The organism is Olivibacter jilunii, assembly GCF_900607235.1.
GTDB classification, from domain to species: Bacteria; Bacteroidota; Bacteroidia; order Sphingobacteriales; family Sphingobacteriaceae; genus Olivibacter; species Olivibacter oleidegradans.
This window is the reverse complement of record NZ_LR027850.1, coordinates 475,700-501,656: the sequence shown is the minus strand read 5'-3', so window position 1 is coordinate 501,656 and position 25,957 is coordinate 475,700. Positions and strand designations below refer to the sequence as shown.

16 protein-coding genes are annotated in these 25,957 nt (G+C 42.1%); 1 reads left to right on the top strand and 15 read right to left on the bottom strand.

The annotated features are described in order from the left end of the window. Positions 1-204: 204 nt before the first annotated feature. From E0E36_RS13315 to ispG, 9 genes are all read right to left on the bottom strand, one after another. Positions 205-1,695, bottom strand: coding sequence for an NADH-quinone oxidoreductase subunit N (locus tag E0E36_RS13315; protein WP_130856372.1), 1,491 nt, complete (start codon positions 1,693-1,695; stop codon positions 205-207). Positions 1,696-1,703: 8 nt separating this feature from the next. Continuing rightward, on the bottom strand, positions 1,704-3,308 hold the full coding sequence (locus E0E36_RS13310) for a complex I subunit 4 family protein (protein WP_130856371.1): 1,605 nt from the start codon (positions 3,306-3,308) through the stop codon (positions 1,704-1,706). A 9-nt stretch (positions 3,309-3,317) separates the two neighbouring features. After that, positions 3,318-5,375, bottom strand: coding sequence for an NADH-quinone oxidoreductase subunit L (gene nuoL, locus E0E36_RS13305; RefSeq protein WP_130856370.1), 2,058 nt, complete (start codon positions 5,373-5,375; stop codon positions 3,318-3,320). After that, complete coding sequence (gene nuoK / locus E0E36_RS13300) at positions 5,375-5,680, bottom strand: NADH-quinone oxidoreductase subunit NuoK (protein WP_013665486.1); 306 nt, start codon at positions 5,678-5,680, stop codon at positions 5,375-5,377. The genes nuoL and nuoK overlap by 1 nt, the downstream gene beginning before the upstream one ends. Then, a complete protein-coding gene (locus E0E36_RS13295; protein WP_013665485.1) occupies positions 5,677-6,228 on the bottom strand; it encodes an NADH-quinone oxidoreductase subunit J family protein in 552 nt (183 codons plus the stop codon). Before E0E36_RS13295 ends, nuoK begins: the two co-directional genes overlap by 4 nt. Next, a complete protein-coding gene (locus E0E36_RS13290) occupies positions 6,225-6,788 on the bottom strand; it encodes a 4Fe-4S binding protein (RefSeq protein ID WP_013665484.1) in 564 nt (187 codons plus the stop codon). The genes E0E36_RS13295 and E0E36_RS13290 overlap by 4 nt, the downstream gene beginning before the upstream one ends. 361 nt (positions 6,789-7,149) lie before the next feature. Next, positions 7,150-8,244, bottom strand: coding sequence for an NADH-quinone oxidoreductase subunit NuoH (gene nuoH / locus E0E36_RS13285; protein WP_130856369.1), 1,095 nt, complete (start codon positions 8,242-8,244; stop codon positions 7,150-7,152). 439 nt (positions 8,245-8,683) lie between these two features. Beyond that, on the bottom strand, positions 8,684-10,420 hold the full coding sequence (locus E0E36_RS13280; protein WP_130856368.1) for a thiamine pyrophosphate-dependent enzyme: 1,737 nt from the start codon (positions 10,418-10,420) through the stop codon (positions 8,684-8,686). Between the two features lie 100 nt (positions 10,421-10,520). After that, positions 10,521-12,533 (bottom strand): (E)-4-hydroxy-3-methylbut-2-enyl-diphosphate synthase, encoded by a 2,013-nt coding sequence (gene ispG / locus E0E36_RS13275; protein ID WP_207303758.1) that lies wholly within the window; start codon positions 12,531-12,533, stop codon positions 10,521-10,523. A 47-nt stretch (positions 12,534-12,580) separates the two neighbouring features. Between ispG and E0E36_RS13270 the strand changes: the two genes are divergently transcribed. Further along, entirely contained in the window at positions 12,581-13,243 is a 663-nt protein-coding gene (locus E0E36_RS13270) for a YceH family protein (protein WP_130856367.1), read from the top strand. A 467-nt stretch (positions 13,244-13,710) separates the two neighbouring features. Here E0E36_RS13270 and E0E36_RS13265 read toward each other — a convergent pair whose 3' ends face one another. The 6 genes from E0E36_RS13265 to sov form a co-directional block, all read right to left on the bottom strand. After that, on the bottom strand, positions 13,711-14,322 hold the full coding sequence (locus E0E36_RS13265; protein WP_130856366.1) for a SprT family zinc-dependent metalloprotease: 612 nt from the start codon (positions 14,320-14,322) through the stop codon (positions 13,711-13,713). Between the two features lie 175 nt (positions 14,323-14,497). Beyond that, positions 14,498-16,600, bottom strand: coding sequence for a ferrous iron transport protein B (feoB, locus tag E0E36_RS13260; RefSeq protein WP_130856365.1), 2,103 nt, complete (start codon positions 16,598-16,600; stop codon positions 14,498-14,500). 27 nt (positions 16,601-16,627) lie between these two features. Beyond that, positions 16,628-16,849: a FeoA family protein gene (locus tag E0E36_RS13255; RefSeq protein ID WP_130856364.1), complete on the bottom strand. Its 222-nt coding sequence runs from the start codon at positions 16,847-16,849 to the stop codon at positions 16,628-16,630. 458 nt (positions 16,850-17,307) lie between these two features. Then, on the bottom strand, positions 17,308-17,691 hold the full coding sequence (locus tag E0E36_RS13250) for a VanZ family protein (protein WP_013665475.1): 384 nt from the start codon (positions 17,689-17,691) through the stop codon (positions 17,308-17,310). A 170-nt stretch (positions 17,692-17,861) separates the two neighbouring features. Then, a complete protein-coding gene (gcvH, locus tag E0E36_RS13245) occupies positions 17,862-18,242 on the bottom strand; it encodes a glycine cleavage system protein GcvH (protein WP_130856363.1) in 381 nt (126 codons plus the stop codon). A gap of 625 nt (positions 18,243-18,867) precedes the next feature. Then, positions 18,868-25,953: a T9SS outer membrane translocon Sov/SprA gene (gene sov / locus E0E36_RS13240; RefSeq protein WP_130856362.1), complete on the bottom strand. Its 7,086-nt coding sequence runs from the start codon at positions 25,951-25,953 to the stop codon at positions 18,868-18,870. Positions 25,954-25,957 lie beyond the last annotated feature (4 nt).

Here is a 25,957-nt window from a genome sequence, read left to right as displayed (position 1 = left end):
AAGAAAAACATACACAAAAACACAAAACCACAGCAAAAACAACACAGAATGAATTGATTTTCGAGTAAAAAACAGCAAACAAAAAAGAACAAAAAAGAAAGTGGAGAAAACAATAAAAAAAGAGAGCGGTTTAAAATCGATTAACTAGTCATACGCAGGGACCGGAATGCTTGCCAACTACTTATTTAATCAAAAACGCTAGTTTTAAAGTAAATCAAGCAGAAAAGCGGGGAATATTCCAAACAGAAGCGTTAACAAGCATAAAAGAAAGGCTACAATAAGCAAGCCGTTCATTGTTCCGGACTGCTTCGGTTCCATGTTTGTATTTTTTAGAAAAGCTTGTAGGGGAATTTTGAAATAAAAGAATAAGGCTACAACAGTAGTTATGGCCCCGGTAATCAATAGAAATAGCCAAACCGGATTTGCGTTGCTTTCATAGGCATTAAGTACAGCCGAAAAGGTAAGCAATTTAGCGACGAAACCTACTGTCGGTGGTAAGCCGACGAGTGACACCATAAATAAGGTTAACACGCCCATAATTAACGGATTTGATCTCCCAAGTCCTTCGTATTGCGTAATTTCCGTAAAACCAAACTTTTCTTCCAAATAATCGGCAAGCATAAACACGCCCATATTCATTACCACATAAGAAACCAAAAAGAAAAAAAGAATCGGAAATGAACGCTCAGCATCCGTTAATATAATCATAACCAGAAAACCTGTGTGTCCAATGGATGAATAAGCCATCATCCGCTTCATATTACTTTGTCTAATCGCCACTAGATTCCCTAAAAGCATACTAATTATAGCGACGACAGCCAACAGGTAAAACAGCGGCATCGGTAATGCTATTGTGCTTTGAGACCAAGCTAAAACAAAGCGTCCTAAAAGCATAATTGCACCTACTTTTGGAGCCGTTGACAAAAAAGCGGTCACCGGCGTAGCTGCTCCCTGATAAACATCCGGACTCCAAAAGTGAAAAGGAACAAAGGATAGTTTAAACCCGATGCCCGTTAATACAAAAAGTGCGGCAACGATAAACACGGGGAGCGGCATGCTCGTCAAGCTGGCTAAATGTTTCGGGTCAACGAAATTGAGACTTCCGGTATATCCATAAAAAAAAGAAAGTCCATACAGCATAATCGCTGAGCAAACCGTGCCGAACAAAACATATTTCATGGCGGCCTCACTCTGCTTATTATTCCTCGATAAATAAGCCACCATAATATAGGAACCTATGGATACCATTTCTATTGTTATATAAGCCATCAGCCAATTCACCGCAACAACCATTAAATTTAAGCCAATATGAATCGCTAACAGTACGCTCAGTAAATCATCTATTTTCTTTGGGTGCTTTCTCAGCGGCTGATTATAATACACGAACACACAAAACAGTAAGCAAACTACACTAACAAGTGCTTTGAGTGTTGCTCCATGCGTATCCGGTAGAATCATTCCGAAAAAAACGGGTTCAACAGCAGGAGAAAAGCGCTGCATAACTGCGGTAATACCAGCCAAGGTTATACCTATGAAAGTAAAACACCAAGTAAGCGTGGATTTTTCCTTCTGTGCAATGCCTGAGAAAATAGTCATGAGAAAAGTAATCGTCAATATAAATTCGGGCAAAAGGAAAGGCAACCCTTCCCAAACGCCATTTAACAAATTACTGATTTGCGGAATATACGCTCTCATAAACAACACTAATGATTTACGCGACTGACCAGTTCGATTAAAGAAAGTACGGAAGCATTTATCTTGTCAAAAACAAGGGATGGCATAATGCCAAATAACAAGGCTAATAGAACCATTGGAACCAGTGCCCACGTTTCTCGCCGACCAACATCCGTCAATGCAGCCTCCCATTGGCTTCCTCCCTTTAGACGCGTATGCCCAAAAAACATACGTTGCAAAGTCCACAAAAAATAAGCGGCGCTTAATAGAATACCTACCGCTCCACCAATAGCCATCCACCTAGGTAGAAGACCATTAACGCTCTCAGCGTTAAACGCGCCAATAATCGTAAAAGCTTCAGCGATAAAAGCAGAAAAACCGGGAAGTCCTAATGATGCAAAAAAAGCGATCGCCACGAAAGCCGTGTATTTTGGCATGATAGAGGCCAAACCTCTAAAATTATAGATCATCCGATCGTGCACGCGATCATACAAAACCCCCACGAGGAAAAATAACATAGCGGACAAAAATCCATGGCTGATCATTTGAAACATTGCCCCACTAATCCCTTCCGGTGTCAATGATGCAAGTCCCAAGAGTACAAATCCCATATGAGAAACGGAAGAATAGGCTACCAACCTTTTCAGGTCTTGCTGCGCCAACGCGTTCAGTGCCCCATAAATGATTGAGACTACACCGATCAAACCTATCCACCACGAACCGTTGAACGCAATATCAGGAAATATACTATAGCATATCCTGATGATGCCATAGCCTCCCACCTTCAACAATATGCCGGCCAGTATAATAGATATTGGAGTTGGTGCCTCTACGTGCGCATCGGGCAACCACGTATGCAGCGGCACGATAGGAACCTTAATTGCAAAAGCGATGAAGAGGATAATAAATCCGAGCAGTCGAGCCGATATTCCGAACAACTGATAGTTACCGATCCAGGAGAATAGAGCGCCATCGACGTAGTTCTTACCATCCATCATGTGTAACAAATTGAAGGTATGATTGCCGGTGACGGGGTCGGTAACCGAAAAATATAAGCCTACCATGACCAGCAACATGAAAACTGATCCAAATAAGGTATACAAAAAGAACTTAATAGCCGCATATTCTCTCCTTACCCCGCCCCAAATACCGATAAGAAAATACAGAGGTAGTAGCATGACTTCGTAAAACACGTAAAACAGGAAAAAGTCGAGCGCAACAAAAACGCCCATAACTGCGGTATTTAGCAGTAATAAGAGGGAGAAGAATCCCTTCAGTTGCTTATCGATTTTCCATGAAGCGATTACCGCTATCAGCATAACCAGAGCGGTAAGAAACAAAAACAGCACGGAAAAGCCATCCACGCCAACGAAATAGTCGACCTCCAAGCTTCCTAAACTACCCAGCTCCAGCCTGATCCATGGAAGTTTTTCCACAAACTGATAACTCTCCAAAGCGGAAACCCCAGGTAACTTCCCATCAAAGGAAGCGTACATATAAGCGGCAAGCAATAGCTGTATTACACTTATGCTTACCGCTATATACTTATATATCGTTTTATATGCCGTAGGTATCAGCAATACAAACAGAGCAGCACATAGGGGCAAGAAGATTAAGACAGACAATAAGCTCATATTTTCAGGTTAAGGATTAAAAACTTTTAATCCAACAAATAACACAATTAATAAAACTAAAAACATACTAAATATATAGTATTGTATTTTCCCCTTTCTGGAGCCACGTAATACTCCTCCCATTAAAAAAGCGCCTTTTCCCAAACCATTAACAATAGCGTCCACGAAGTAGCGATCAAGCCATTGTGCAAAATTGGCAAGCGAACGTATAAAGCCTGTAGCCGCTCCTACAACGCCGTCAATTACGACACGATCTATCGCATATAAAATCTTTGAAAGACCAAGCAGGGGTTTCACCAATCCTTTTTCATAGATTAGATTTAGATACCATTGAGAAAAGGAAAACCGGTACAAAGACCCCTGAAGACCTACTTTTGGATATCTTCCTTTTGCATACCATCTCCAAGCTATGAAAATCATTACAATAGCCAGCCCGTTAACTGCTGCAGGAATTACTGTATGATATATATTGACTCTTTCCAACGTTTCCGGCAACTCAAAACCTTTGATCAGCCAAGTATCTTCAAAAATTAACGGATTGTATGAAAACAGTGGAAATAGCGAACACAAGCCCAGAAACAACATAGGAAACAACATAACCTTAGGCGCTTCATGAGGCTGGTATACATTTTTATTATTTTCTTCAAGCCGCAGCTTACCGTAAAAGACCTTGAAAACCAACCTAGCGATATAGAAAGCAGTTAGCGCACTGGTAATTAACAACGATATTGGTATCAGCTTCCACCAAGCAACTTGCCACTCAGACCACTCAAAAGAAAATATCAGGATAGCGTCTTTTGATAGATAACCTGCCGTCAAAGGTAGACCTGCCAAAGCAAGCGCAGCTACCAAGGTCAATCGAAAAGTCTGCGGCATATATTTCTTTAATCCGCCCATATTCCGAATATCCTGTGGGTCTATCGTAAGGTTATGTTTTGCCTTCAAATGTTGCATCTCATGTATGACTGCTCCTGCAGAAAGGAAAAGTAAGCACTTAAAAAAAGCGTGTGTCACAAGATGAAAGATAGCGACGCCAAATTGACCAATACCAATGGCCACCATCATAAAACCAAGTTGTGAAATGGTTGAGAAAGCCAGGATTTTTTTTATGTCCTGCTGGGTCAACGCAATTGTGGCCGCCATTAGCGCAGTAAAAGCACCAACCGAGCCAATCAGCAAAAGCACTTGATCGTCGAAAAGGGGAGCTATTCGCACCAGCATGAAAACACCCGCAGCAACCATGGTAGCCGCATGGATTAGGGAAGAAACGGAGGTAGGGCCCTCCATGGCATCCGGCAACCAAATATGAAATGGAAATTGGGCCGATTTAGCCATTGCTCCAAGAAAAAACGCTCCTCCTGCGACCGTCAACCAGATAGCTGGCATGGTATGTTCGTCATATGTCCATTGGAGCCCATTGTTTAAAGCTTCCCTGACCATTCCTCGATCTCCAAAAAGAGCGACTAAATCCAGTGTTTGAAATTGGGTATAAATAATCGCTATGCCTACTAGAAAACCTAAATCACCAATCCTATTAATGAGAAAGGCCTTCTTATTAGCCTTAATGGCAGCCGGTTTCGTAAACCAAAAACCAATTAACAAGTATGAGGCAAAGCCAACCAATTCCCATCCTATGTACATCAGTAGCAAGCTATCCGCCATCACCAGTCCTAACATGGCAAAGCAAAAGAGGCTTAAGTACAGCCAATACCGATGAATACCAGGGTCACCTTTCATATACTTCATAGAATATATATGAACCGGCAGTGCAATAACACAAACCAGCAACAACATGATGGCCGATAAGTTATTTAACAGTATACCTGCGCTAAAAGTATTGTTGCCAATTTGAAACCAAGAAAGCTGTTCATGGATTTGTTCCCTATTCCAAACCCTAACAAATACAAAAACAGCGGCTACCAAGCTGACGGAGATAGCCACGGTAGCAGGCACTCCGGTTCGCAGCCGCTTGCCGGCAATAGCCGAAACAAAAAAAGAAAAGAGCGGAGCTAACAGCACAATCAGTGCCGCCAAAACAGGTATCGATAGCTGATTTAGTTGCTCCATTAATCTTTTAAATCGTTAATATCGTCAGGGTTAATGCTTTTATAGTGTTTATATACATTCAATATAATTGCCAGCGCGACAGCCACGGCAGCAGCAGCCAAAACAATGGCAAATAAAGCAAAAGTTTGCCCCCCATAAAATGTACCATCATACCTTCCAAATGCCACTAAATTCAATACCGCGGCATTGATCATCAATTCGATACCAACCAATACCAAGATAGCATTCTTCTTTGCGAGAACAGCATACATTCCGGTGGAAAACAATAAGGCACTGACGATTAGGAAATGGCTTAGGCTTATCACTGTAGTCGCTTCTCCTTCCTCGCCAGGTGAGCAGCGCCCATTAATGCCATCATTAAAAATATCGAAACTACTTCAAAAGGTAATATGAAGCGAGTCATAAGATTGATTCCTAAATGATGTATTGTATTGTCATGATGTTGTATTAGCAGTTGCTTTTCCTTCGCATCCGTTATCCATTGCGGTTGGTTAGTCGCCACTTGCCATACTACTGTCAACAGAACTGTAAACAGCGCAAGAGAAACCATTCCAGCCTGCCAGGAAGGTATGGAAAATACCCCCTTAAACCCTGACTGCAAATCATTTAACAGCACTTTATTTGATAGCATAAAAGCAAAGAGCATCAATACCAGTACGCCGCCAACATACACGATTACCTGTGTAACAGCCACAAAATCAGCAAGCGCAAACACGTAAAGTCCCGCAACGGCAAACAGGGTTACAAAAAAAAGAAACAGGCTTCGTACTAGATTCTTCATCGAAACAATCAGTATAGCAGATCCTACGGCAGTGAACGCCAACACATAGAATAGAAGAAGATTTATATTCATGACTTCCGTTTTGCCGCCTCCTTTTCAGCTTGAAAACGCGCCAATTCGGCCCGCTTTTCTTCGATTTCTTCGTCCGTCATCTCCGAAAACTGATAAATCAGGTCCGATAAATTTGAAAAGCTCCGATCGTAATTATCAGTCATGGTGATACATTCTGTTGGACACACGACGGTGCACAAACCACAATACATGCACTTGGCCATATCGATATCGAATTTAGCCGCATATAAGCGCTTCACACTTCCGTCAGAAGTCTTTCCGATGGCCTCTGTCGCCTTAATCGCTTCGATGCTGATGCAGTCTACCGGACAAGCTTTGGCACAAAGGTCACAGACAATGCAATCATCAATCTCAACATCTAATTGGTATCGGGCAACTTCCGGTATCGGTATTTCCTGTTTAGGGTATTGAATCGTAGTAACCCCTTCTTGTTTTTCAAAATAATTTTCCTGTTTGATATCCAATTCTTTACGTGCCTTGCGCGCAGCAAAAAAATGCTTAAGAGTAATACTTAACCCCTTAAGTGCTGTTCCAAACGCATGTAAAGTTCTTTTTAACATATTTCTTCTTAGCTGTAAGCTATAAGCACTAAGCTTTAAGCTGTTCGTTCATCATTCACTCATTTTCAGCTATTGGCTTTCAGTCGCACAAGCTCTTCCCCTATCACGAATTGGCAATTTATAACGCTGTAGGCTATATGCAATAAGCTTTAAGCTACACAATCCCCATCATCACATTGACTAACCGACCGTAGGGAGCTCATGAGTACTGAAAAAAGCAAACACTTACGAATAATCGGCTAATTCTCAAATTGACTAATCAACTATTCAACCATATTCATCGTTCATCATTTATAATTCCTGCCCACCGGCAGGCAGGCATCATTCAATACTAATAAAACTCTACTCAACCACTTAACTACTAACCGACCATAACCAAAATTCGCCAGATACCGGATATTGCCATACATAAAAAGGCCAACGGTGTTAATACCTTCCAAGATAAACTCATCAATTGATCCACACGTAATCGGGGGAGCGTCCATCTAATTAAAATCTGAATGCCAACAATTGTTAAGGTTTTCAGTAACACCCAAACAATCCCCCATACTATTCCCGTTGTCCAAGCTGCCAATTTCAAGGCTCCTATATTTGGCAGTGGTGTGTTCCATCCGCCCAAAAAAAGCACTACGCCAATCATGGATACCAAAAACATCAAACAATATTCGGCCAGAAAGAAGAAGGCAAAGCGTAAGCCTCCATATTCCGTATGGTAACCCGATACCAGTTCCGATTCCGCTTCCGGAATATCGAAAGGGGCCCGATTACACTCAGCCAACGAAGCGACAAAATAAATGATGTAAGCTAATATTAGATGAGGTGCTTGAAAGATATTCCACGCAAAAAAACCACCTATTTCACTTACATCCCAAAAACCAAGGAAAAGTAGACGTTCATTTGTTAATATTCCTTGATTAATGGTCATCTCCTGCATATCCAGTGTCTGCGTTATCATTACTGCAGCAATTAAGGCTAAACCCGCCGGTATTTCATAAGAAACGATCTGTGCAACTGCGCGGAGCGATCCCAATAAAGAAAACTTGTTATTAGAACCCCATCCCGCCATCAGTACCCCAATAGCCTCTACCGATATGATCGCAATTACATAAAACAATCCCAAATTGAGTGCTGCCGGTGCCACATTTGGCGCCCAAGGCATAGCTGCGAAACCTAGGTATACCGCAACGAATACAATAACCGGAGCAGCTGCAAACAACACCTTATCGCCGCTAGCAGGTGTTATAAACTCCTTTTGCAAAAGTTTAAGAATATCGGCAATCGTCTGCAAGCTGCCAAATTTACCGGTTTCCATAGGACCCAGTCGATCTTGCACAAAGCCTGCTACTTTGCGCTCGGCATACACGGCAAAAAGCGTAAACCCAGCTAAGAAAGTAAACAACAGAATGGCAACCAGAATATATATGATGTAAAAACTCAAGACAAAATTTGCACTAATTGTAATAAATGCAAACTTAATGATTAAGCATGAAAATACTAAATGGAAAATAAACTTATTTTGAATGATTCTAATAACTACTTATTCTGTAGAGCTGAGCGTGGTTATGAGTTGCAGATACCGGTATAAGGCGGTAAGCTCTAAGCTCTAAGCTGTAGGCGTACCGAATTACCCTAGCTGGTTATAAGTTTTAAGTTATAGGTTTTAAGTAGGGCTTCTGCTACTATAAGGCCGTAAGCTATAAGCTCTAAGCTGTAGGCGTACCGCTGCTACTGCCTGTGTTACTGCAACTATTATCACATTGGCTTATTATTCACTGTCTAATTACTTTCAAGGCTTTAATGAACTGACTTCGTTCGGTTATCACACTAGCTATTCACGATTTTCCTACTTAACAACTTAACTACTCCCTATTTAACTATTCCCCATTAACTGCTCCCTAATAAAGCTCCTTCAAATGCTTATAATTGCTCTTAACGGTATCAAGCACTTCATCCATTCGTCCATTGAGTATCATTTTTCCCATTGTAATGGCATAACCCTTCATCTGAGAGAATTCTATCTTCGGCGGCATTGCCAACGAGTTCGGATTCGTTTTTGCGTGCACCAATACGGGTCCTTGATAAGCCAACGCCTCCTTAATGCCCTGCTCTACCTTATCCGGTTCATCGATGCATATTCCCTTCATACCCATCGCCATGGCAACCGTTGCAAAATCCGGATTGTACATATCTGTTTGCCAATCGGGCAAGCCAGCCACTTCCATTTCCAACTTTACCATACCCAGTGAACGATTGTCGAACACAATTACTTTTATTGGAAGATTATACTGAACAATCGTAGCTAAATCACCTAATAACATTGATAGTCCGCCGTCACCACAAAATGCGACCACCTGTTGATTAGGCCGGGCAAAGGCGGCACCAATAGCCTGCGGCATAGCATTGGCCATCGAACCGTGATTAAATGAACCAAGTAATTCCCGGTTAGCGGTAGCTTGTATAAATCGTGCTCCCCAAACACAGCTCATGCCGGTGTCAACCGTGAATATTGCATCATCTGTGGCTAACTTATCAATCGTATGAGCTAAATATTCGGGTGATATATTATCCTTTTTCCCTCTGTCGTTCACATAAGTCTGCTGCGTCTCTTTTACTTTTTCATAAAGCTTCAATTGCGCTCGTAAAAAACTATCATCTTGATTTTGGTCCAACAGTGGCAACAGTGCTTGCAAGGTATGTTTAATATCGCCCATTAGTCCCATTTTGAGCTTAGCCCTACGTCCCAGCCGTTCCGGCTTTTCATCAATTTGAATAATACCGCAGCTTTCCGGCATAAAGTCTTTATACGGAAAATCAGTTCCCAATAATACAAGCAGATCTGATTCGTGCATGGCATGGTAGGCGGACGGCAACCCCAAAAGTCCAGTCATTCCGACTTCATTCGGATTGTCGTATTGCACATACATCTTACCTCGAAACGAATAACCAACTGGTGCGTTTAATTTCTTTGCTAAAGCCACTACCTCGTCATGGGCTTCTTTACAACCAATACCACAAAAAAGGGTAATCCGTTGATGTTGATTCAACAATTGCGCGAGACTTTGTAATTCTTCGTCATTTGGACGTACTACGGGCCTTTGTTTTAACAAGCTAGTTTCCGTCAATATATCAGCAGCATCTTCCATGGCTACATCACCAGGCATACCAATAACCGCCACACCTTTTTTACTATAGGCATGTTGTAAGGCTGCCTGAAGCATTCTCGGAAATTGTTTCGGCGTCGTAGCTATCTGATTGTAAACACTGCAATCGTCGAATAGCTTAATTGTATTTGTTTCCTGAAAGTAATCAGAACCCATTTCGTCGGTATGCATAGTTGACGCAATCGCTAATACAGGAGCCCCGGATCGATTGGCATCATATAGGCCATTGATGAGATGTACATGTCCAGGACCGCTGCTGCCCGCGCAACAAGCGACACCATTCAACTCAGCTTCCGCAGCTGCGGCATATGCTCCTGCTTCTTCGTGGCGAACATGTACCCATTGCATCTTGCCATTTCTTCGTACGGCATCATTTACCTCATTTAGGCTGTCGCCCGTAACTGCATAAATACGTTTAACTCCTGCGTCCCAAAGGGTTTCAACTAGCTGATCTGCCACTTTTTTTGCCATGATAAAAAATTTAAGGTTGTTAGTAAGATCTAGTAATAACAACACATTGGCTTATTAGTTTGGGCAGCGATAGTTCTGAGTATATAATAGACGATTAAAATTAAGCAAATTCAACCCAATTGCCGTCAGCTCGGATAATTTCTATCAGCTCATTCAAAGCATCTGCAGACTGCACGTTTTTCTTCACAACCTCTTTTCCCCGATAGAGTGTCACCCTATCGGGCCCTGCACCCACATAACCGTAGTCTGCATCGGCCATTTCACCCGGACCATTTACAATACAGCCCATAATGGCTATCTTTAATCCTTTCAGATGATTCGTTCGGCTCCTGATCATTTGCGTGGTTTCCTGTAAATCGAATAAAGTGCGACCACAACTTGGACAGGAAATATATTCAGTTTTTGAAATTCTCGAACGCGTTGCCTGCAAGATAGCAAACGACGCGGATGCAAGCTTATCGGTTGGAATGGAAGCTGCATCAATCCATATACCATTGCCCATTCCATCTATCAAGAGCCCTCCTAAATCAGTTGCAGCATATAATTGCAGTTTAGAAATAGGTTCTTCAGGACTCATCATATCGCCTACCGGTCCGCTAAATTCTACCGGATCATAAGATCGCTTCACAATAACCGGCATCTCCAGTCCCCAACTCCTTAGCTTTACAAAAAATTCCCGTTGATCGGCCATACCATGCAGCTGTCTTGTCTCCAAAACAAAAACCAGGGTTTGATCCATCGGTAAATTTTCGAACGCTTCGCTTTCTAAGTCATCGTGAAAAATGCGCACCAAATTAAGATTGGTATCACGTTCACTAGCATTTATATAATCATGGAGTGTATATAATGGATGCGCATTCTCTTTATTCGTTAAACCCAACCAGGTGGCAAAGTTGTAAACCTGTTTTAAGTTTCCCGGCATGGTAAAGGAGGGCAAATTATCACCAAAAAAAACAAAATCAACGGATTGATCACCCATATGATATTTATCCAACAGGGGGTCGTATATATATCCGATATCCTTTAATACCATAGGGTCTATCAATCGCTTGTTAGATAAGTCAGCCACCACACGGGGGACCATTGATCCGCCGATAAAGGCATTCACCTCTTTCGTTTCATGTCGGCTGCCCAAGTTTTCTACGATAAGTTTCGAATTAGTTACAATTTCTTGTGAATAATTGATCTCCAACACTTGTTCTGCACGTTTTACGTAACGGTTTACTAATGCTCTAGCCACCGGTGCCTCCAATTCCGGCTCTTCTGTTAACGATACCCTCACCGTGTCTCCAAGTCCATCTTCCAATAAGGTACCGATCCCTACGGCCGATTTGATTCTCCCATCCTCTCCATCGCCCGCTTCTGTGACACCTAAATGTAAGGGATAGTTCATCCCTTCGGCCACCATCTTTTCCACGAGCAAACGATACGCTTGTACCATCACCTGCGGGTTACTTGATTTCATTGAAATGACGAGGTTGTAATAATGAAGATCTTCACAGATGCGGATAAACTCGAGTGCAGACTCCACCATACCTTCGGGCGTATCGCCATAATGACTCATGATTCGATCCGATAAAGAACCGTGATTTGTACCGATTCGCATGGCGGTACCATACTCCTTACAGATTTTTACCAAAGGAGCAAACTTGGTATAGATTCTCTCTAGCTCTGCCTGATAGGCTGCATCGGTGTAAGTCAGCTGGTCAAATTTCTTCTTATCAGCATAATTTCCGGGGTTCACCCGTACCTTTTCAACAATACGCGCTGCTACTTCTGCCGCATTTGGCGTAAAATGAATGTCTGCGACCAGTGGGACTTTGCACCCTCTTTTGAGTAGCTCTTTTTTTATCTCAGCTAAGTTTTGCGCTTCCTTGATACTGGGAGCCGTGATCCGCACATACTCGCAACCGGCCTCCACCATTCGTAACGTCTGTTCAACAGAGCCCTTGGTATCCATCGTATCCACCGTTGTCATACTTTGAATGCGGATTGGATGCGTACCTCCCATCGGAACATCGCCGATTTGTACCTCTCGTGTAAGCCAACGCTTATAATGCGTCAACGATTCACAATATTTTCCGGGGAGCGTTAATTTCTTCGTTAAATCCATAACCTGTATGTGTTGCACAAAGTTAGGTAATTTTCCTATCTTTAGCCATGGAACAACAGATTACCTTACCTATATTAACTAATGAAGAACAGCGGGTATTGGGTTCTTTAATGGAAAAAAGCAAAACGACACCCGAATATTATCCGCTAACATTAAACAGTTTGACAGCGGCTTGCAATCAAAAATCATCGCGGAAGCCTGTCGTGCAATATGACGACGACACCGTTATAGCGGCATTGGATTCTTTGCGGAAGAAAGGTTTAGTTGCTACGGCTACCGGAGGCACCAGCCGCACCATTAAATACAGACATACCTTAAGTGTTCTATATCCGATTATACCCGCCGAAGTAGCTATTTTATGTCTTCTGCTTTTAAGAGGTCCGCTAACCGTTGGCGAGATCAACAGTAATTCCGGCCGGCTTTACGAATTTGAATCATTGGCAGAAATTCAGGAGTATCTAGATAAGCTGAGCAAAGAAGCGGAACTGCCTGCCATGATTATTCAAGTTCCCAAGAGACCCGGACAAAAAGAGGTTCGTTATATGCATCTTTTTGGTGGCATGCCTGATTTTGAAAGCAGTGAATTCAATGAAGTGTCTGCTATAAACATCCAAGATACAGGCATGTTGGAAGCTCGCTTAGCCAAGGTAGAACAAGAACTTGAAGAATTAAAAGAGGCATTTGAAAAGTTAATGAAGGAGCTTTATTAGGGAGCAGTTAAATAGGGAGTAGTTAAGTTGTTAAGTAGGAAAATCGTGAATAGCCAATGTGACAATTAGCCAATTATTCGTAAGTGTTTGCTTTTTCGGCACTCATGAGCTCCCTACGGTCGGTTAGCAGATGTGACAACTATTCGTAAGTGCTTGCTTTTTAGGCACTCATGAGCTTCCTACGGCCGGTTAGCCAATGTGACGATGTGATAAGGGCTGGTGCGACTGAAAGCTGATTACTGACAGCTGGCGAATGAGCCAATGTGATAATGGTTACCACATTAGCAGAAGCCCCTACTTAAAACCTATAACTTAGAACTTATAACCGGCTAGGGTAATTCGGTACGCCTACAGCTTAGAGCCTATAGCTTACGGCCTTATAGTAGCAGAAGCTCTTACTTAAAACCTATAACTTAAAACTTATAACTGGCTGGGGTAACAAGTTCACTTATTAACTAAGCTAAAGCTTACAGCTTGAACACTTCAGCTACGGGACTAAATAAATAAATTTTGCCGGTCGCTAATTCTTCGCATCGAAAACGGGTTCGATTTTTTTCCCCTTTTTTAAAGATTCGTCCATTGGGAAGTGCAAAAGCACTACCCAATGCTAGTTCTTCCACCCTAACATGCCCATTTTTAGGATGATCATATTGTTTCAATATACGATATAACGTTAGATCCGAGCAACTGGAAGCAGCCGGATTTGCCAAGTAACTTAATACCGCTTGTCTCACATCATCCGGGAACACCTCCATTTCAAAAAAAGGTTTCATTAATAATTTAAAATTCTGTTTCCATTCTATACCATGAGGTTTTGCCTTTGTTCTGTGTTCATTCCAAGTTTTCAGATGCGCGAATTCATGCACTGTTGTTACCAAAAAAGCATAGGGGTTCAGGTTATGGTTGACCGAGATACGATGTCCTTTGTCTTTGTACGGCGATCTGTAATCACCAAACTTAGATGTCCGGCTTTTGCTGATCTTAAAAAGGCAGGGTGCTTGATGAATCCAACGGGCAATTATTGGGGCAGCCTGCTTCGGAACATATTTTTCTAATGCTAACCTTGTTTTTTCAATCATTTTAAATACGACGCTAAAAATAGCAAGATATTCAGAATAAACAAGGCTTTCACGGCAAGTTCCTGAACACCTAATATTTACATTGGAATAATGCCTGTAATAAACGAACGTTTTTCTTAATCAATTTTTAACTATCGCTCTGGATAAGTTCGACTTGACACGAAGACACTTTTGTCTATTTTAACAATTGGAACACCAATAGAGAGGAAAAATAAGCCAAAGCCGTCATGTAGGTCAACTGGATAATTGGCCACTTCCAACTTTTAGTTTCCCGATGTACCACCGCGATGGTACTGATACATTGCATGGCAAAAGCATAAAATATCATAAGAGAAAAAGCCGAGGCTACCGTATAAATCGGTTTCCCTGTTATACTATCCTTTGAGCTGAGCATCTTTTGTCGAATTGTTGAGGTATCGTCTTCAGGTTCTTCTACACTATAAATGGTAGCCATCGTTCCCACAAAAACTTCACGTGCAGCAAAAGAAGTAATCAGCGCTATACCAATTTTCCAGTCGAAACCCAAGGGTCTTATAGCCGGTTCAATCGTCTTTCCCAAGATACCAACGTACGAATTCTCCAGCTTCTCTGCTGATTCCAAAAATTGCCGTTCCTCTTCCGAGTAGTTGTTTACGTAATCTTCAGTTTGATATTTTTCTTCGATAGCCTCCATTCGTCCCGGAGGACCGTAAGTTGCTAGCACCCACAAAACAATGGACATGGCAATAATTACCTTCCCTACCTGCAAAACAAAAGTCTTCACTTTCTCGTACATAGTTAAGAAGACATTTTTCCACCGCGGTGCCCGATACACAGGCAATTCCAGGATAAAATAGGATTTCTCCTTGGTTTTTATGACTTTTTTCATAACCCAGGCAACTACAATGGCTCCTATCGTACCTATTAAATACATGCCCATCAGGGCCAAGCCTTGCAGATTAAAGAAACCCCAAATCTTATCGTTTGGCACAACCAAAGAAATTAGTAAGGTATATACCGGTAAACGTGCCGCACAGCTAATGAGAGGCGTTACCATTATGGTAATAATCCGATCTTTCCAGCTTTCAATATTTCTCGTCGCCATAATAGACGGTACGGCACAGGCTAAACCGCCGATCATTGGCACGACCGACTTTCCGTTCAACCCAACTTTTCGCATAATCTTATCCATCAAGAAGGTGATTCTGGCCATATAACCCGTGTCCTCCAAAATGGCAATAAAACCAAAGAGAATGGCAATCTGGGGGATGAACACCAATACCCCGCCCAGCCCTGCTAAGATGCCATCCAATAAGAGATCAGCTAAAACTCCTTCGGGGATATACTGTCTTCCTATTTCATCCAGCCAGGCAAAAAAACTTTCTATTAAACCCATAGGATACTCGGCCCAGGCAAATATCGCTTGAAAGATGAGTAAAAGAATAGCCAGGAAAGAGACAAAACCCCAGACCCGATGCGTCAAAATGCGATCGATTTTACCTGTCGGTGTTTCCGCTATATTCTTAGGCATTTGCTTTACCGATTCCTGTAAAACCGTGCTAATAAAATCATATCGAGCAATCGTTTCTTTGGTTTGCGAATGTTGAGGCTGGAATGCGTTTGCCTGTTCCAACGATTCGATATGGTTGCTCTCTTCTTCGGTAAGATAATCGAGTATCTCATGTTGATGAGCAAGTAAAAGCGCTACATAATCTTCCTTTATACGAATATCCTGCTTTATCTGCGAGATCAGTGCCGGAGCAATTTCACAAACCTCAATACTTTGCTTTTGCAGCGCAATGCCGGGTGCGTCTGCAATAGCCTGCTTTAATAATTCTATATTCTCATTTTTACGGGCACTGATAGGCACCACTTGAACACCCAACTTTTGAGACATTTTATCTACATCGATCAGGATTTTTTCTTTCCGAGCGGCATCCGACATATTCAGCGCCAAAATAATCGGAATTTTAAGATCCGCAACTTGCGTAAACAACAACAGATTCCGTTTAAGATTGGTAGCGTCCACCACCACCACGATCAGATCCGGATGAGAAGCATTTTTGGGATTCGTCAATACTTCCAGCACAATTGCCTCATCCCGACTTTTAGGATAAAGGCTATAACAACCCGGCAAATCGATGATTTCCACATGCTTTCCGTTTGGAAGTTTAGTGGTTCCTGTTTTTTTATCAACGGTAATACCTGGAAAGTTCCCAACTTTTTGATTGAGTCCGGTCAGACTATTGAACAAAGTTGATTTACCCGTATTCGGATTCCCTACTAACGCTACTCTCATGAATATCTGTACTTATCTATCTATATTTTACAATCCCTCAACAATAATAGTTGCCGCTTCTTCCTTTCGCAAACTAAGCTGATAACCGGCAATCGACACCGCAATGGGATCTCCCAAAGGAGCCACCCGTTCAAAAGTAATCCGTTCTCCCGGTAAACATCCCATTTCCATAAGCTTTATGGAAAGGTTTAGGTCAGTAAAATCTTTAATAATACCGGAACTTCCGATTTTTAATGCTGTCAGTTTCATCCGTAAATATTTTTTATCTCTAGTCGACGGTCGACCTGCCGGTAGGCAAGGCTATATTCAAAACCTAAAGGTTTATGAATACAGATTCAACATCCGACATCGTGAAATGCGACATTTCCCTAGGTGCCTTTCCAATCCGTCGACAGTGACGACCCACAGAAGGCAAGGAGCCTTGTCGCAAACAAATCCAAAGGTAAGCTTTATTTAGAATGATTCAAAAAAAGATATTAGCTTCTTACAAATTCACGACTAAATCAGCGCTTCATAAACTCATAGCTATCGGTTCACGGTTCTATAGTGTTTACTAATTGGCGGGCAATTACATCCTTTTTTGAAAAGTCCGCAAGAACTAAGCAAGAGGCATAAGCCAACTAAAAAGAAAAGGATATACCTATTGTTCATATAAATTTTCATTCTATGTTAAAAAACTCAGATACTTCTTGTTTTAACTTTTCACGTTATATTTTTGCTGCCCTATAGCTTCTATGCAACACGAGGTACGAAAATAATCCCATACCCGTACCAGTCATGTCGGCAAAAACATCCCACCAATCACCGCTACGATAGGTAAAGAACTGATACTGTAAAAATTCTGTAAGTAAAGCAAATATTGCCGAAAAAATGAGCGCTTTCAAAAAAATACCGAATTGAGGCTGATGAGTTTTCTTTTTTCTTGCGTAACCTAAACAGAGCAAAACCGAAAAAACAAAGAAAAATCCAGTATGTACCAATTTGTCCATTCCTTCAAAGTGCGGTACTTTTTCTGTCGTGTTATCCATTGGCAAACAAGTAAGTAACAATACAACTACGGCCCACAAGATGGCCCATATAAAATGCTTCATAGCTTAGCGCAGGGGGAGAATAAAAGTATCATTCTATAAAATGATCAAGAAATAAACCAATAGTAAAAAATTAAAGCGATAGACTACTATTAAAAGAAGCAATCTATCGCTTTCACTTGTCTCGTAATACGTAATATTAATGACAAAATCGAATTCGGTAAAGCAGCGTATTAAGCTCCTACCAATGCTTGATATGCTTCAGCAGAAAGTAATCCGTCCAGCTCTGCACTATTACTGATTTTCACTTTAATAATCCAACCGTCACCATAAGGGTCATTGTTTACCAATTCCGGCGACCCATCCAACGCTTCATTTAAACTTAACACAGTTGATGTCACCGGCATGTACAAATCAGAAACGGTTTTTACTGCTTCCACCGTACCAAATACGTCATTAACAGCCACCTCATCACCCACCGTATTGATGTCTACAAAAACGATATCGCCTAATTCACGCTGAGCAAATTCAGTAATTCCTATGGTTGCTTCATCGCCCTCTACACGGATCCATTCGTGGTCTTTCGTGTACTTTAATTCAGCTGGAAAATTCATTATTATTTTGTTTAGTGCTTTAGTAACCCTTCTTCGTTAAGAAGACCGGTATATTCATGTTGTTTTTTTGCCAAACTTAGATAAAATTGCTTTCAAATGCAATTTTCATTGCGTGGCTCTATGCTTTAGCCCCTGAGCGGGATGGGGAACTTGTTAGTAGGGAATAGTGATTTTTAGCTATTAGTTTTTAGCTATCAGCTTTCGGCTATTTGGTTATAAGTTCTAAGTTATAGGTTTTAAGTAGGGGCTTCTGCTAATGTGGTAACCATTATCACATTGGCTCATTCACCAGTTGTCAGTAATCAGCTTTCAGTCGCACAGCCCTTATCACATCATCACATTGGCCAATTGGCTCATTATCACATCGGCTAACCGACCGTAGGAAGCTCATGAGTGCCGAAAAAGCAAACACTTACGAATAATCAACGAGCTTTCAGTAATCAGCTTTCAGCTTTCAGTTGCGCTAGCCTCTCATCATCACATTGGCTCATCGGCTAATTATTCACTATCTGTTTTTATTATTAAGGTGTTCATGAGCTCACTTTGTTCGGTTATCACATTGACCAATTAACGTCTCAACAACTCAACTATTTCCCTACTCAACTATTTCCCTATTAACTACTCCTTACTGCAATAATATCCTCAAATTGAATCCGAAGTTGCTATAGGCCGTTGCATAGGTTTGCGAAGTATAAGGCTTCACTGCATTGCTATCGAAGAACATTCGGATATTAAAACGATTATTGAACATATAATCGATAGACGGTCGGTAAGTAATATTTTTATTTCCTGAGGCCATTTCAGAAAACTCGGAATCGGACCGGTATACCAAGGTTTTCATATCATTGATAGCCACATCCAGTTTAAAGGTCAAATCGTTTGAAACTTTTCTATCTGCAAACCAACCAAAGGGAAATCTAAAATTAGCAACACGATAGCCTGCCCCCAAAATGAAGCCTTCGTCCAGTAGCTGTGCCAATTGACTGTTCTGCAGGCTAAGACTTAAAGTCCGAGCCTTCCTATATTCCGCATTGGCTGTTAGGTTATTCTTGAAACGAGCGTTGAAGCCAATCAAGGGTAAAAATTGCTCTTGTAAAGTAATTTGTGAGAATTGATATTGTGGCAAAAAGTTTCCATTGACATCTCTCACCGAAGACGCGCCATTCGTTTCACCATATCGAATAAGTGTGGTGTAACCATTAATATTATAGAGTGTTCGATAACCATGTACCAGTTCCAACGAGGATAAATATTCGCTAAAGAAAGGATATTTCGCCAATCCATTATACATAATACGCCAGTTAGGTATCGGTATACGCGGGAACACACCTAAGCTCTGCTTCTCCGGGCTTTTGCCTGTATAAGCCGCCAGAAAAGCGCCAACTACTACGTCTTGTGCCGTATTTCCATATCCATCAGCAAAATCGCCGATCGTTCCTTCCGAATTGGGATTTAATTGTCCCAATCTTCGTGAGATTGTCCCTCTGTTTCTTTCAAAAGTTTTGAAAAGCTCATCTTTGTTCGAAAAGGCCGTTTTCAAAGAGAGATACGATATACTGTAATCCCCTGCTGTAACCGGTGTTACCCGCTCAAATCCTTGCGTATCTTCGTTAAAGAGCACTTGCGTGGTAAAATTTCTATTTTCAATCCGCGTAGCTGTTAAGTCGATCCGTAGATCCTTAAAGGGCTCCAGTGTAGCGCGGATACTCAAATCCTCGCGTAAAGACTTCGCATAAAGTTGCGTTTGCAGGCTATCGGTACTCAACCATCCATTGGCAATCGCTTTTCCCAATATATCCCCTTGTCCACCAAAGATGAATCCGAAGCCCGGGGCATTCATATCGAAGTCCAAACCCAGCATATTTGTTTTCCCCAGATATCCAGGTAAGAACGTTCCATCAACCCTCGTGTAAGCAGCGTTAATATCCTTAATGCTGGAAACAAAGTTTGCCAGGATTTCAGTTCCTTTGTTCGGACTTCGTCCATTTCGCGCATCCCTAAAGAAGGGGAATTTATTAAAGAGCCCCAAAAGATTGAATCGCGGATTTAGTTGCAAAGTCCGCGAGTTCTGAATCGTATTTCCAATATTCAGGTTCGGGTCGTTGATTGCCAATAAGGGTTGGGTCTGCCAAGCGAACTGACTTCCATAACGAGCGGCTACATTAATCCAATCAAGTCCCGGAATTTTATCCAGCGGCACATTATAGGTTAAATTCATCATATGGTTATAGTCAGTCGTTCTCCCCAACTTCCAGAAGTTTTCCCATAAAGTATCACGCTTTAAGCCATCCAAACGTCCCTGCGGTTCATCTATAATAGAATAGTTAGTAGCATTAAAATCCAGCTTTAGTGAGCGGGTAAGATTCCAGCTGATACCATATAGCCGCGTCATCGTAAAATTCTTATTATAGAGGGTACCTATATTACCGGCAGGCAGGTAGTTATCCGGTGAACTGCCGGTACGAAGTGTGTTCTCGGTGTAAAGTCTTTGTACATCAATCCGAAAATTAATAAAAGAAGGCATCAAATTAAAGTTCAGATCACTTAATAGACGAGTATATCTTCCCTTAAATAATTTCTTCAGCGGTTCGATGTACTTATCTTTATTTTGCACATAATCGTAAGATAGTGAAGCGCGATAATTGTTTTGAACGGATTTCTCTGTCAAATAATCACGATGGTAAAACTGTGAGAAAGCATAGGAGACGCTAAAGTTCTCGATATCCCACAAACGTACCGGTTTTTCGTTATCCATACGCAACTTCCGCACGTTCATGAAGCTGATACTTTTGCGCGTCGTATAATCCTGCGTCAGGCGCAGAAGGGAATCTTTTTGATTATCATTCAGTCCATCCAGTGCCGATTTCATTTCAATGTCCGGCATTAAGGGATTGTATTGTGGGGTACGCACCTGACTTGAATAATTAAAATAAAAAGGAATTCTGATGCCCGTGCGTTCGGGGAAGAACTTACCCAGTTCCACACTACTTGTAAAGTCAAAAAATCGATCTTCCGTCCGATTTCGCTCATTGATTCGCGCGTCGATTGCACCAAAGCCAATGGTACTCTTACTTCCAGAAACCGTCACATCCGCGAAATCGGCCAATTTAGCATTTAACCGAGCTGTTGCGGCCCATCCCCCGTTATCCTCATAATCGGTCAAACGTAATTCATTGAACCAAATAACACCTGATTTCTCCATCCCGTCATCATTTGCATTATTTTGTCCTTTCAACGGATTTTTGACACCCAGCATATAGAATCTGATTTTACTGATGTCCGGTTGTCCTTTAATCGTCACGGTATTTGTGCCATCCACAAAGCTATAGGGCAAATTGATCGGCCAAGGACTACCATCGGGTAGGGTAGCTTTATTTCTTGCTTCTTTTGCTTCCTGGAATAGCTTAATTTCGACATTCATACGATTACTTGACGGCCAAATGGCGTCCGGATCCCGGCTTCCCGGCGTCGTTACTTCGAGTGGCATTTCGTACTCATAATAGTTTTCGATGCCATCGGTTCCCACCCTTATAAAACCATGTAAATCTCCACTTCGCAACTCATCGCCTTCCGCGTGAACAAACATCTGCAAGCGTTTATAAGCTCGAAAGTCATTGGTGGAAGTACGATAGGCCGCTTGTCCATAACCATCTCGCAACCGGTTGACGGTGACCGACAAAGCCTGCTCATTCAATTGTACATTTGTGTTATAATTGCCATAATCGATCTGTCGTTCGATGCCCGGAGGAACTACGTACGGAATCGGTTGCCTGTTCCCGTTTTCTTCAATACTAACCGCCGCTACTTCAATGGTAGAATTGTCTAAACCCGGATTATTTAAAGTTGGATCTGCAATGACTTTTGTAGGCGATCGTTCCGAATTGAATCGCCGCCATTCGCCCCTTACCAATTGTAATCTCGCCATTCTTAGGATAGACGTATCCGCGAAATTTGTCATGAACATCCGTATAAAGCGAATAGACTTAAAGTCTTGGGGATCGCCTGCCTTGGATTCGTATTGCGTAATTGGAATGCGTAGTTGATACCATTTCACATTTTCCTTCTTACCATTGGCCAAGGTAACGGGTGCATCAATCATATCCACAATAAAGTTCTTACCCACCATCATATCCTGCGGACGAACAGAAACACGGTACTGATAATACTCGTCGATCTGGTTCATGGTATTATCCCGATTGACATCCTCCCCATCGGGTAATAAGGTAGATGCCGACGTATTGACTCCATCTCCTGCCCCGGCCTGCTCCGCAGTTTTGCTATTACCCTCCGTCCCGTTAAATCGCTCATACCGTTTTAGAATACCGGCATTCTGCGCATCCAATTCGGCACTTCTAAAATAGCTGAAGTTATCGCTTGAGGGGTCGTTATTTAACTCCTGTAAAGGTTGCGGGTTTAACGTTGCACTAGCTTGCGACAGAAAGTTCGAAAAATGATTTCGTTCGTCGGCATCGTTCAAGGCATCTAAGCCGACATCCTGTAATGCGCGTTGATCGGGATTATTCGCGAAGGCCTGCACCATGGGTTGCAGTTTAGGAACTCTTCCCCAATTGGTTAGGTCCATTTCTGCATAATTGCCATTCGTAGGCAGTGCGTTTTCCACGGCCCGACGTCCGTCTTTTAAGATATCTTCCGAGATATTTCCCAAGTTGAAATAAAGATCCCCACCCTCATCCTGTGGTTTATAAATGAACGGATCCATCATCCAAAGCTCGATAAATTCGATATTTTGTGCTTCAAAATCAGGCGTTTGAATTTGTCGGAACATACCTCCCCAGCGGGATTTGGGATTGGTTAAGGTACCATCACTGTTTACACCGGAAAGCGTATAGTTATAAGGACCTCTTATTGTAGGATAAAAACTGAGGTCAAGTGTAGACATGAACAAAGGCTGTCCGGTAACCGTTTGCTTATTCGGAAACACCTCCTGTTCCAATACCTCCCGTACGTAATGGTTCGACAATTCCGTTAAATTACCCCTAATATTCGCAGGTGTAAGACTATTATCATTCCGATAAAAAACCGGATCAATATTATAGAAGGCTAGTCGGGCCCTGTTGTAGCCATAGCGTAAATCATTAGATAGCTGTGACTCGGGAAACAATTGAGGCGTACCCGAAATTTGCCAGCTATAGGCGCCTTTTAAATCAATTATAGACCGACTGTTTTCAAAATCATCAATATAGCTGGCGCCATTTCTGGATCCGGCGATATTGGTTGCCTTCGAATGTCCCGGTATCAGATTAGCAAATTCGCCATAGAAGGAAATAGTAGATTCCTCACGTGTATTAATAAATGGAATTTTATCCACCATACGCGTAAGCCATCGAGAAGGAGCGTTATAGTTCACATCAAATCCCCAAATGGTATTGGAGATTGGTTCTTGCGCTAAATTGACTTTTTGCGTTAGCGGTCGTTCCGATAAATTCATAATGGTACCGCCCAGTTGAAGTTGGTCGTTCACCATATAATCTAATCGGGACCCAAATAAGGTCCGTTGTTGTAAGCCAAAGAGTTCATTGTTTTCCATCTTTATTCGAATGGCCTGCCCGGATCTTAGTAGCGCCTCATTTAAGATGCGTACCCTTCCAATTTCGTAATCCACCGTAAAGTCTGCCCCTTCTTGCAAGGGAATCCCACCTGCATAGACCTGCACCGACCCTCGGGGGATGTTAATCGCTCCTAGCTGGAACTCCGATCCTGCTTCGGATTCATAGGTGCCGCGTATTGCGTATCTATTTTTGTTGGCAAACAGTTGCTGTGCAACCACCTTGGTTGAGTCATAGAGTTCTTGAAACGCATACCGCTCTGCCAACTGCTCCTCTCCCGGGGCGAATAAGCTCTTCAAATCCTTTCCGAAAGGTTCCACTACCGGGAATACAACCCTTCCATATTCCGGGTCGATCGTCAGGCCTTCCAAAAAGTCAAAAACCCCGTCAGGCTGTCGATCATTCTGTGGATTAAGTCGGTCCAAGCCTGTCAACTGCAGCCATAATTTGTTGGTGGTATTTTTCCCTTCAAACATCACCGGCCGTTCAACCCCCGTTTCGTCTTCCAGTCTAAAGACATTCAGAATAAAATTATTTCGTCCTACCCGATAAGCACCGATCGAGTAGATGTTTTTCATCATTAGGTCCCAAACAGGTAAATTAGGCTTCAATACTTCATTTTTCAACAACTTGGTAAAGAGCACCTGTGGATTAGATGGGCTAATAGGAATATCCGTAGAAAATTCGCCTACCTGGTATTCCCTCCCGTTGGCTGTATAGCGATAAGCAACCGCCAGTACCTGATCAGCATTTAATGGTGTATTTAAGGAAATATATCCCAACCGTCGATTCACAGTATACTCCTTTTCCGTTAATTTCCGTGCATTGGAAAGGCGAGCATAGTTGTCGTTAGCTCCACTACTTTGGAAAAGGGCGGCAACAGCATTTGATGAGCTATAGCGGGCATCGGGGTATTGCTGTTGCAAAATCTGCAAGAGCCGGTTCGACTGTTCAGGAAAGGCAGGGTCGCCTACCACACCCGCCGCCGGTAACTGAGAACCTCCCGGCTGATTAAACATCGGATTCCAGGGGCGACTTTCTCCTAAGTCCATAAAAGCCAATACATCTCGGCTATTTTCGATCGAGTTGCTCCTATTCGTAACCCAAACTTCGATCTGCGTAATATTAACATTCGTTAATAATAGAGGAGCGTTGGACATTGCTCTGTTATAATTGTCGCGAAAGTACTGCGCAAGGAAGTAATGCTTGTTCTGTTCGTACTCGTCAGCTTTCAACGAAAACTCATTTTGCTGCGCGCCATTGGTAATAGTGATCTCCTTGCTTTGCGATCGTTGCTGTGAAAAGACACTCGTTACCCCCAATTTACCAAATTGCAATTGCGTCTTTACACCGAAAAGAGCTTGTGTGCCTGAAATTAATGTAGAATTTAAAGGCATACTTACATTACCCACTTCGATACGACGAATGATTGCGTCATCTTTTCCCACGTAGTCAAACTTAATCTGATTTTCAAAGTCGAACTGCGCCTCCGTATTATAATTGGTAATGATGCGCATTCGATCACCGATCTGACCGGTTAAGTTCATCTGGATACGCTGATCGAAATCAAATCCGAATTGCTTCCGTTGGCGCTCATTGAACATGGGATTATCGTTTTTATTATATTGTCCCATAATGGTAGCATCCACACTTCCCCTAGGTATAATATTAATCGTATTTCCACCAAAAATCTTCTCGAAAGTAGGGCTATTCACTTGAATACTAGGAATCCATCCATCTTTCCGCGCACGTCTGGAAAAGTCATCCGACAGCTCTCGCCAAGTACGTTCTTTCAACGATTGGTTTTCATATTGCTGATATTCGTCAATACTCAAGTACTGTGGCGGACGGTACATGCTGCTTCCAATATTATCTCGAATGATATATTGCCTACCAATGGGATCAAAGTCTATTTCCCTTTTGATAGTCCCGGGCTTACGAAGATGAATACCATTATCTCGTTGGTATAAATTTAGGAAAGGTTCGTCCTTAATGGGATAAAGCACTCCCGTACTATCACTTACATTCTTAGTGCTATCTCTATTAGTTGATAATGCCGGCTTTTGCCGGGCCAAAACATCTATCGCCCCCGGAACTGAAAAGAAAAAAAGAAAAAATAGTATACTCGAAAAGGTATTTCTCACAGCA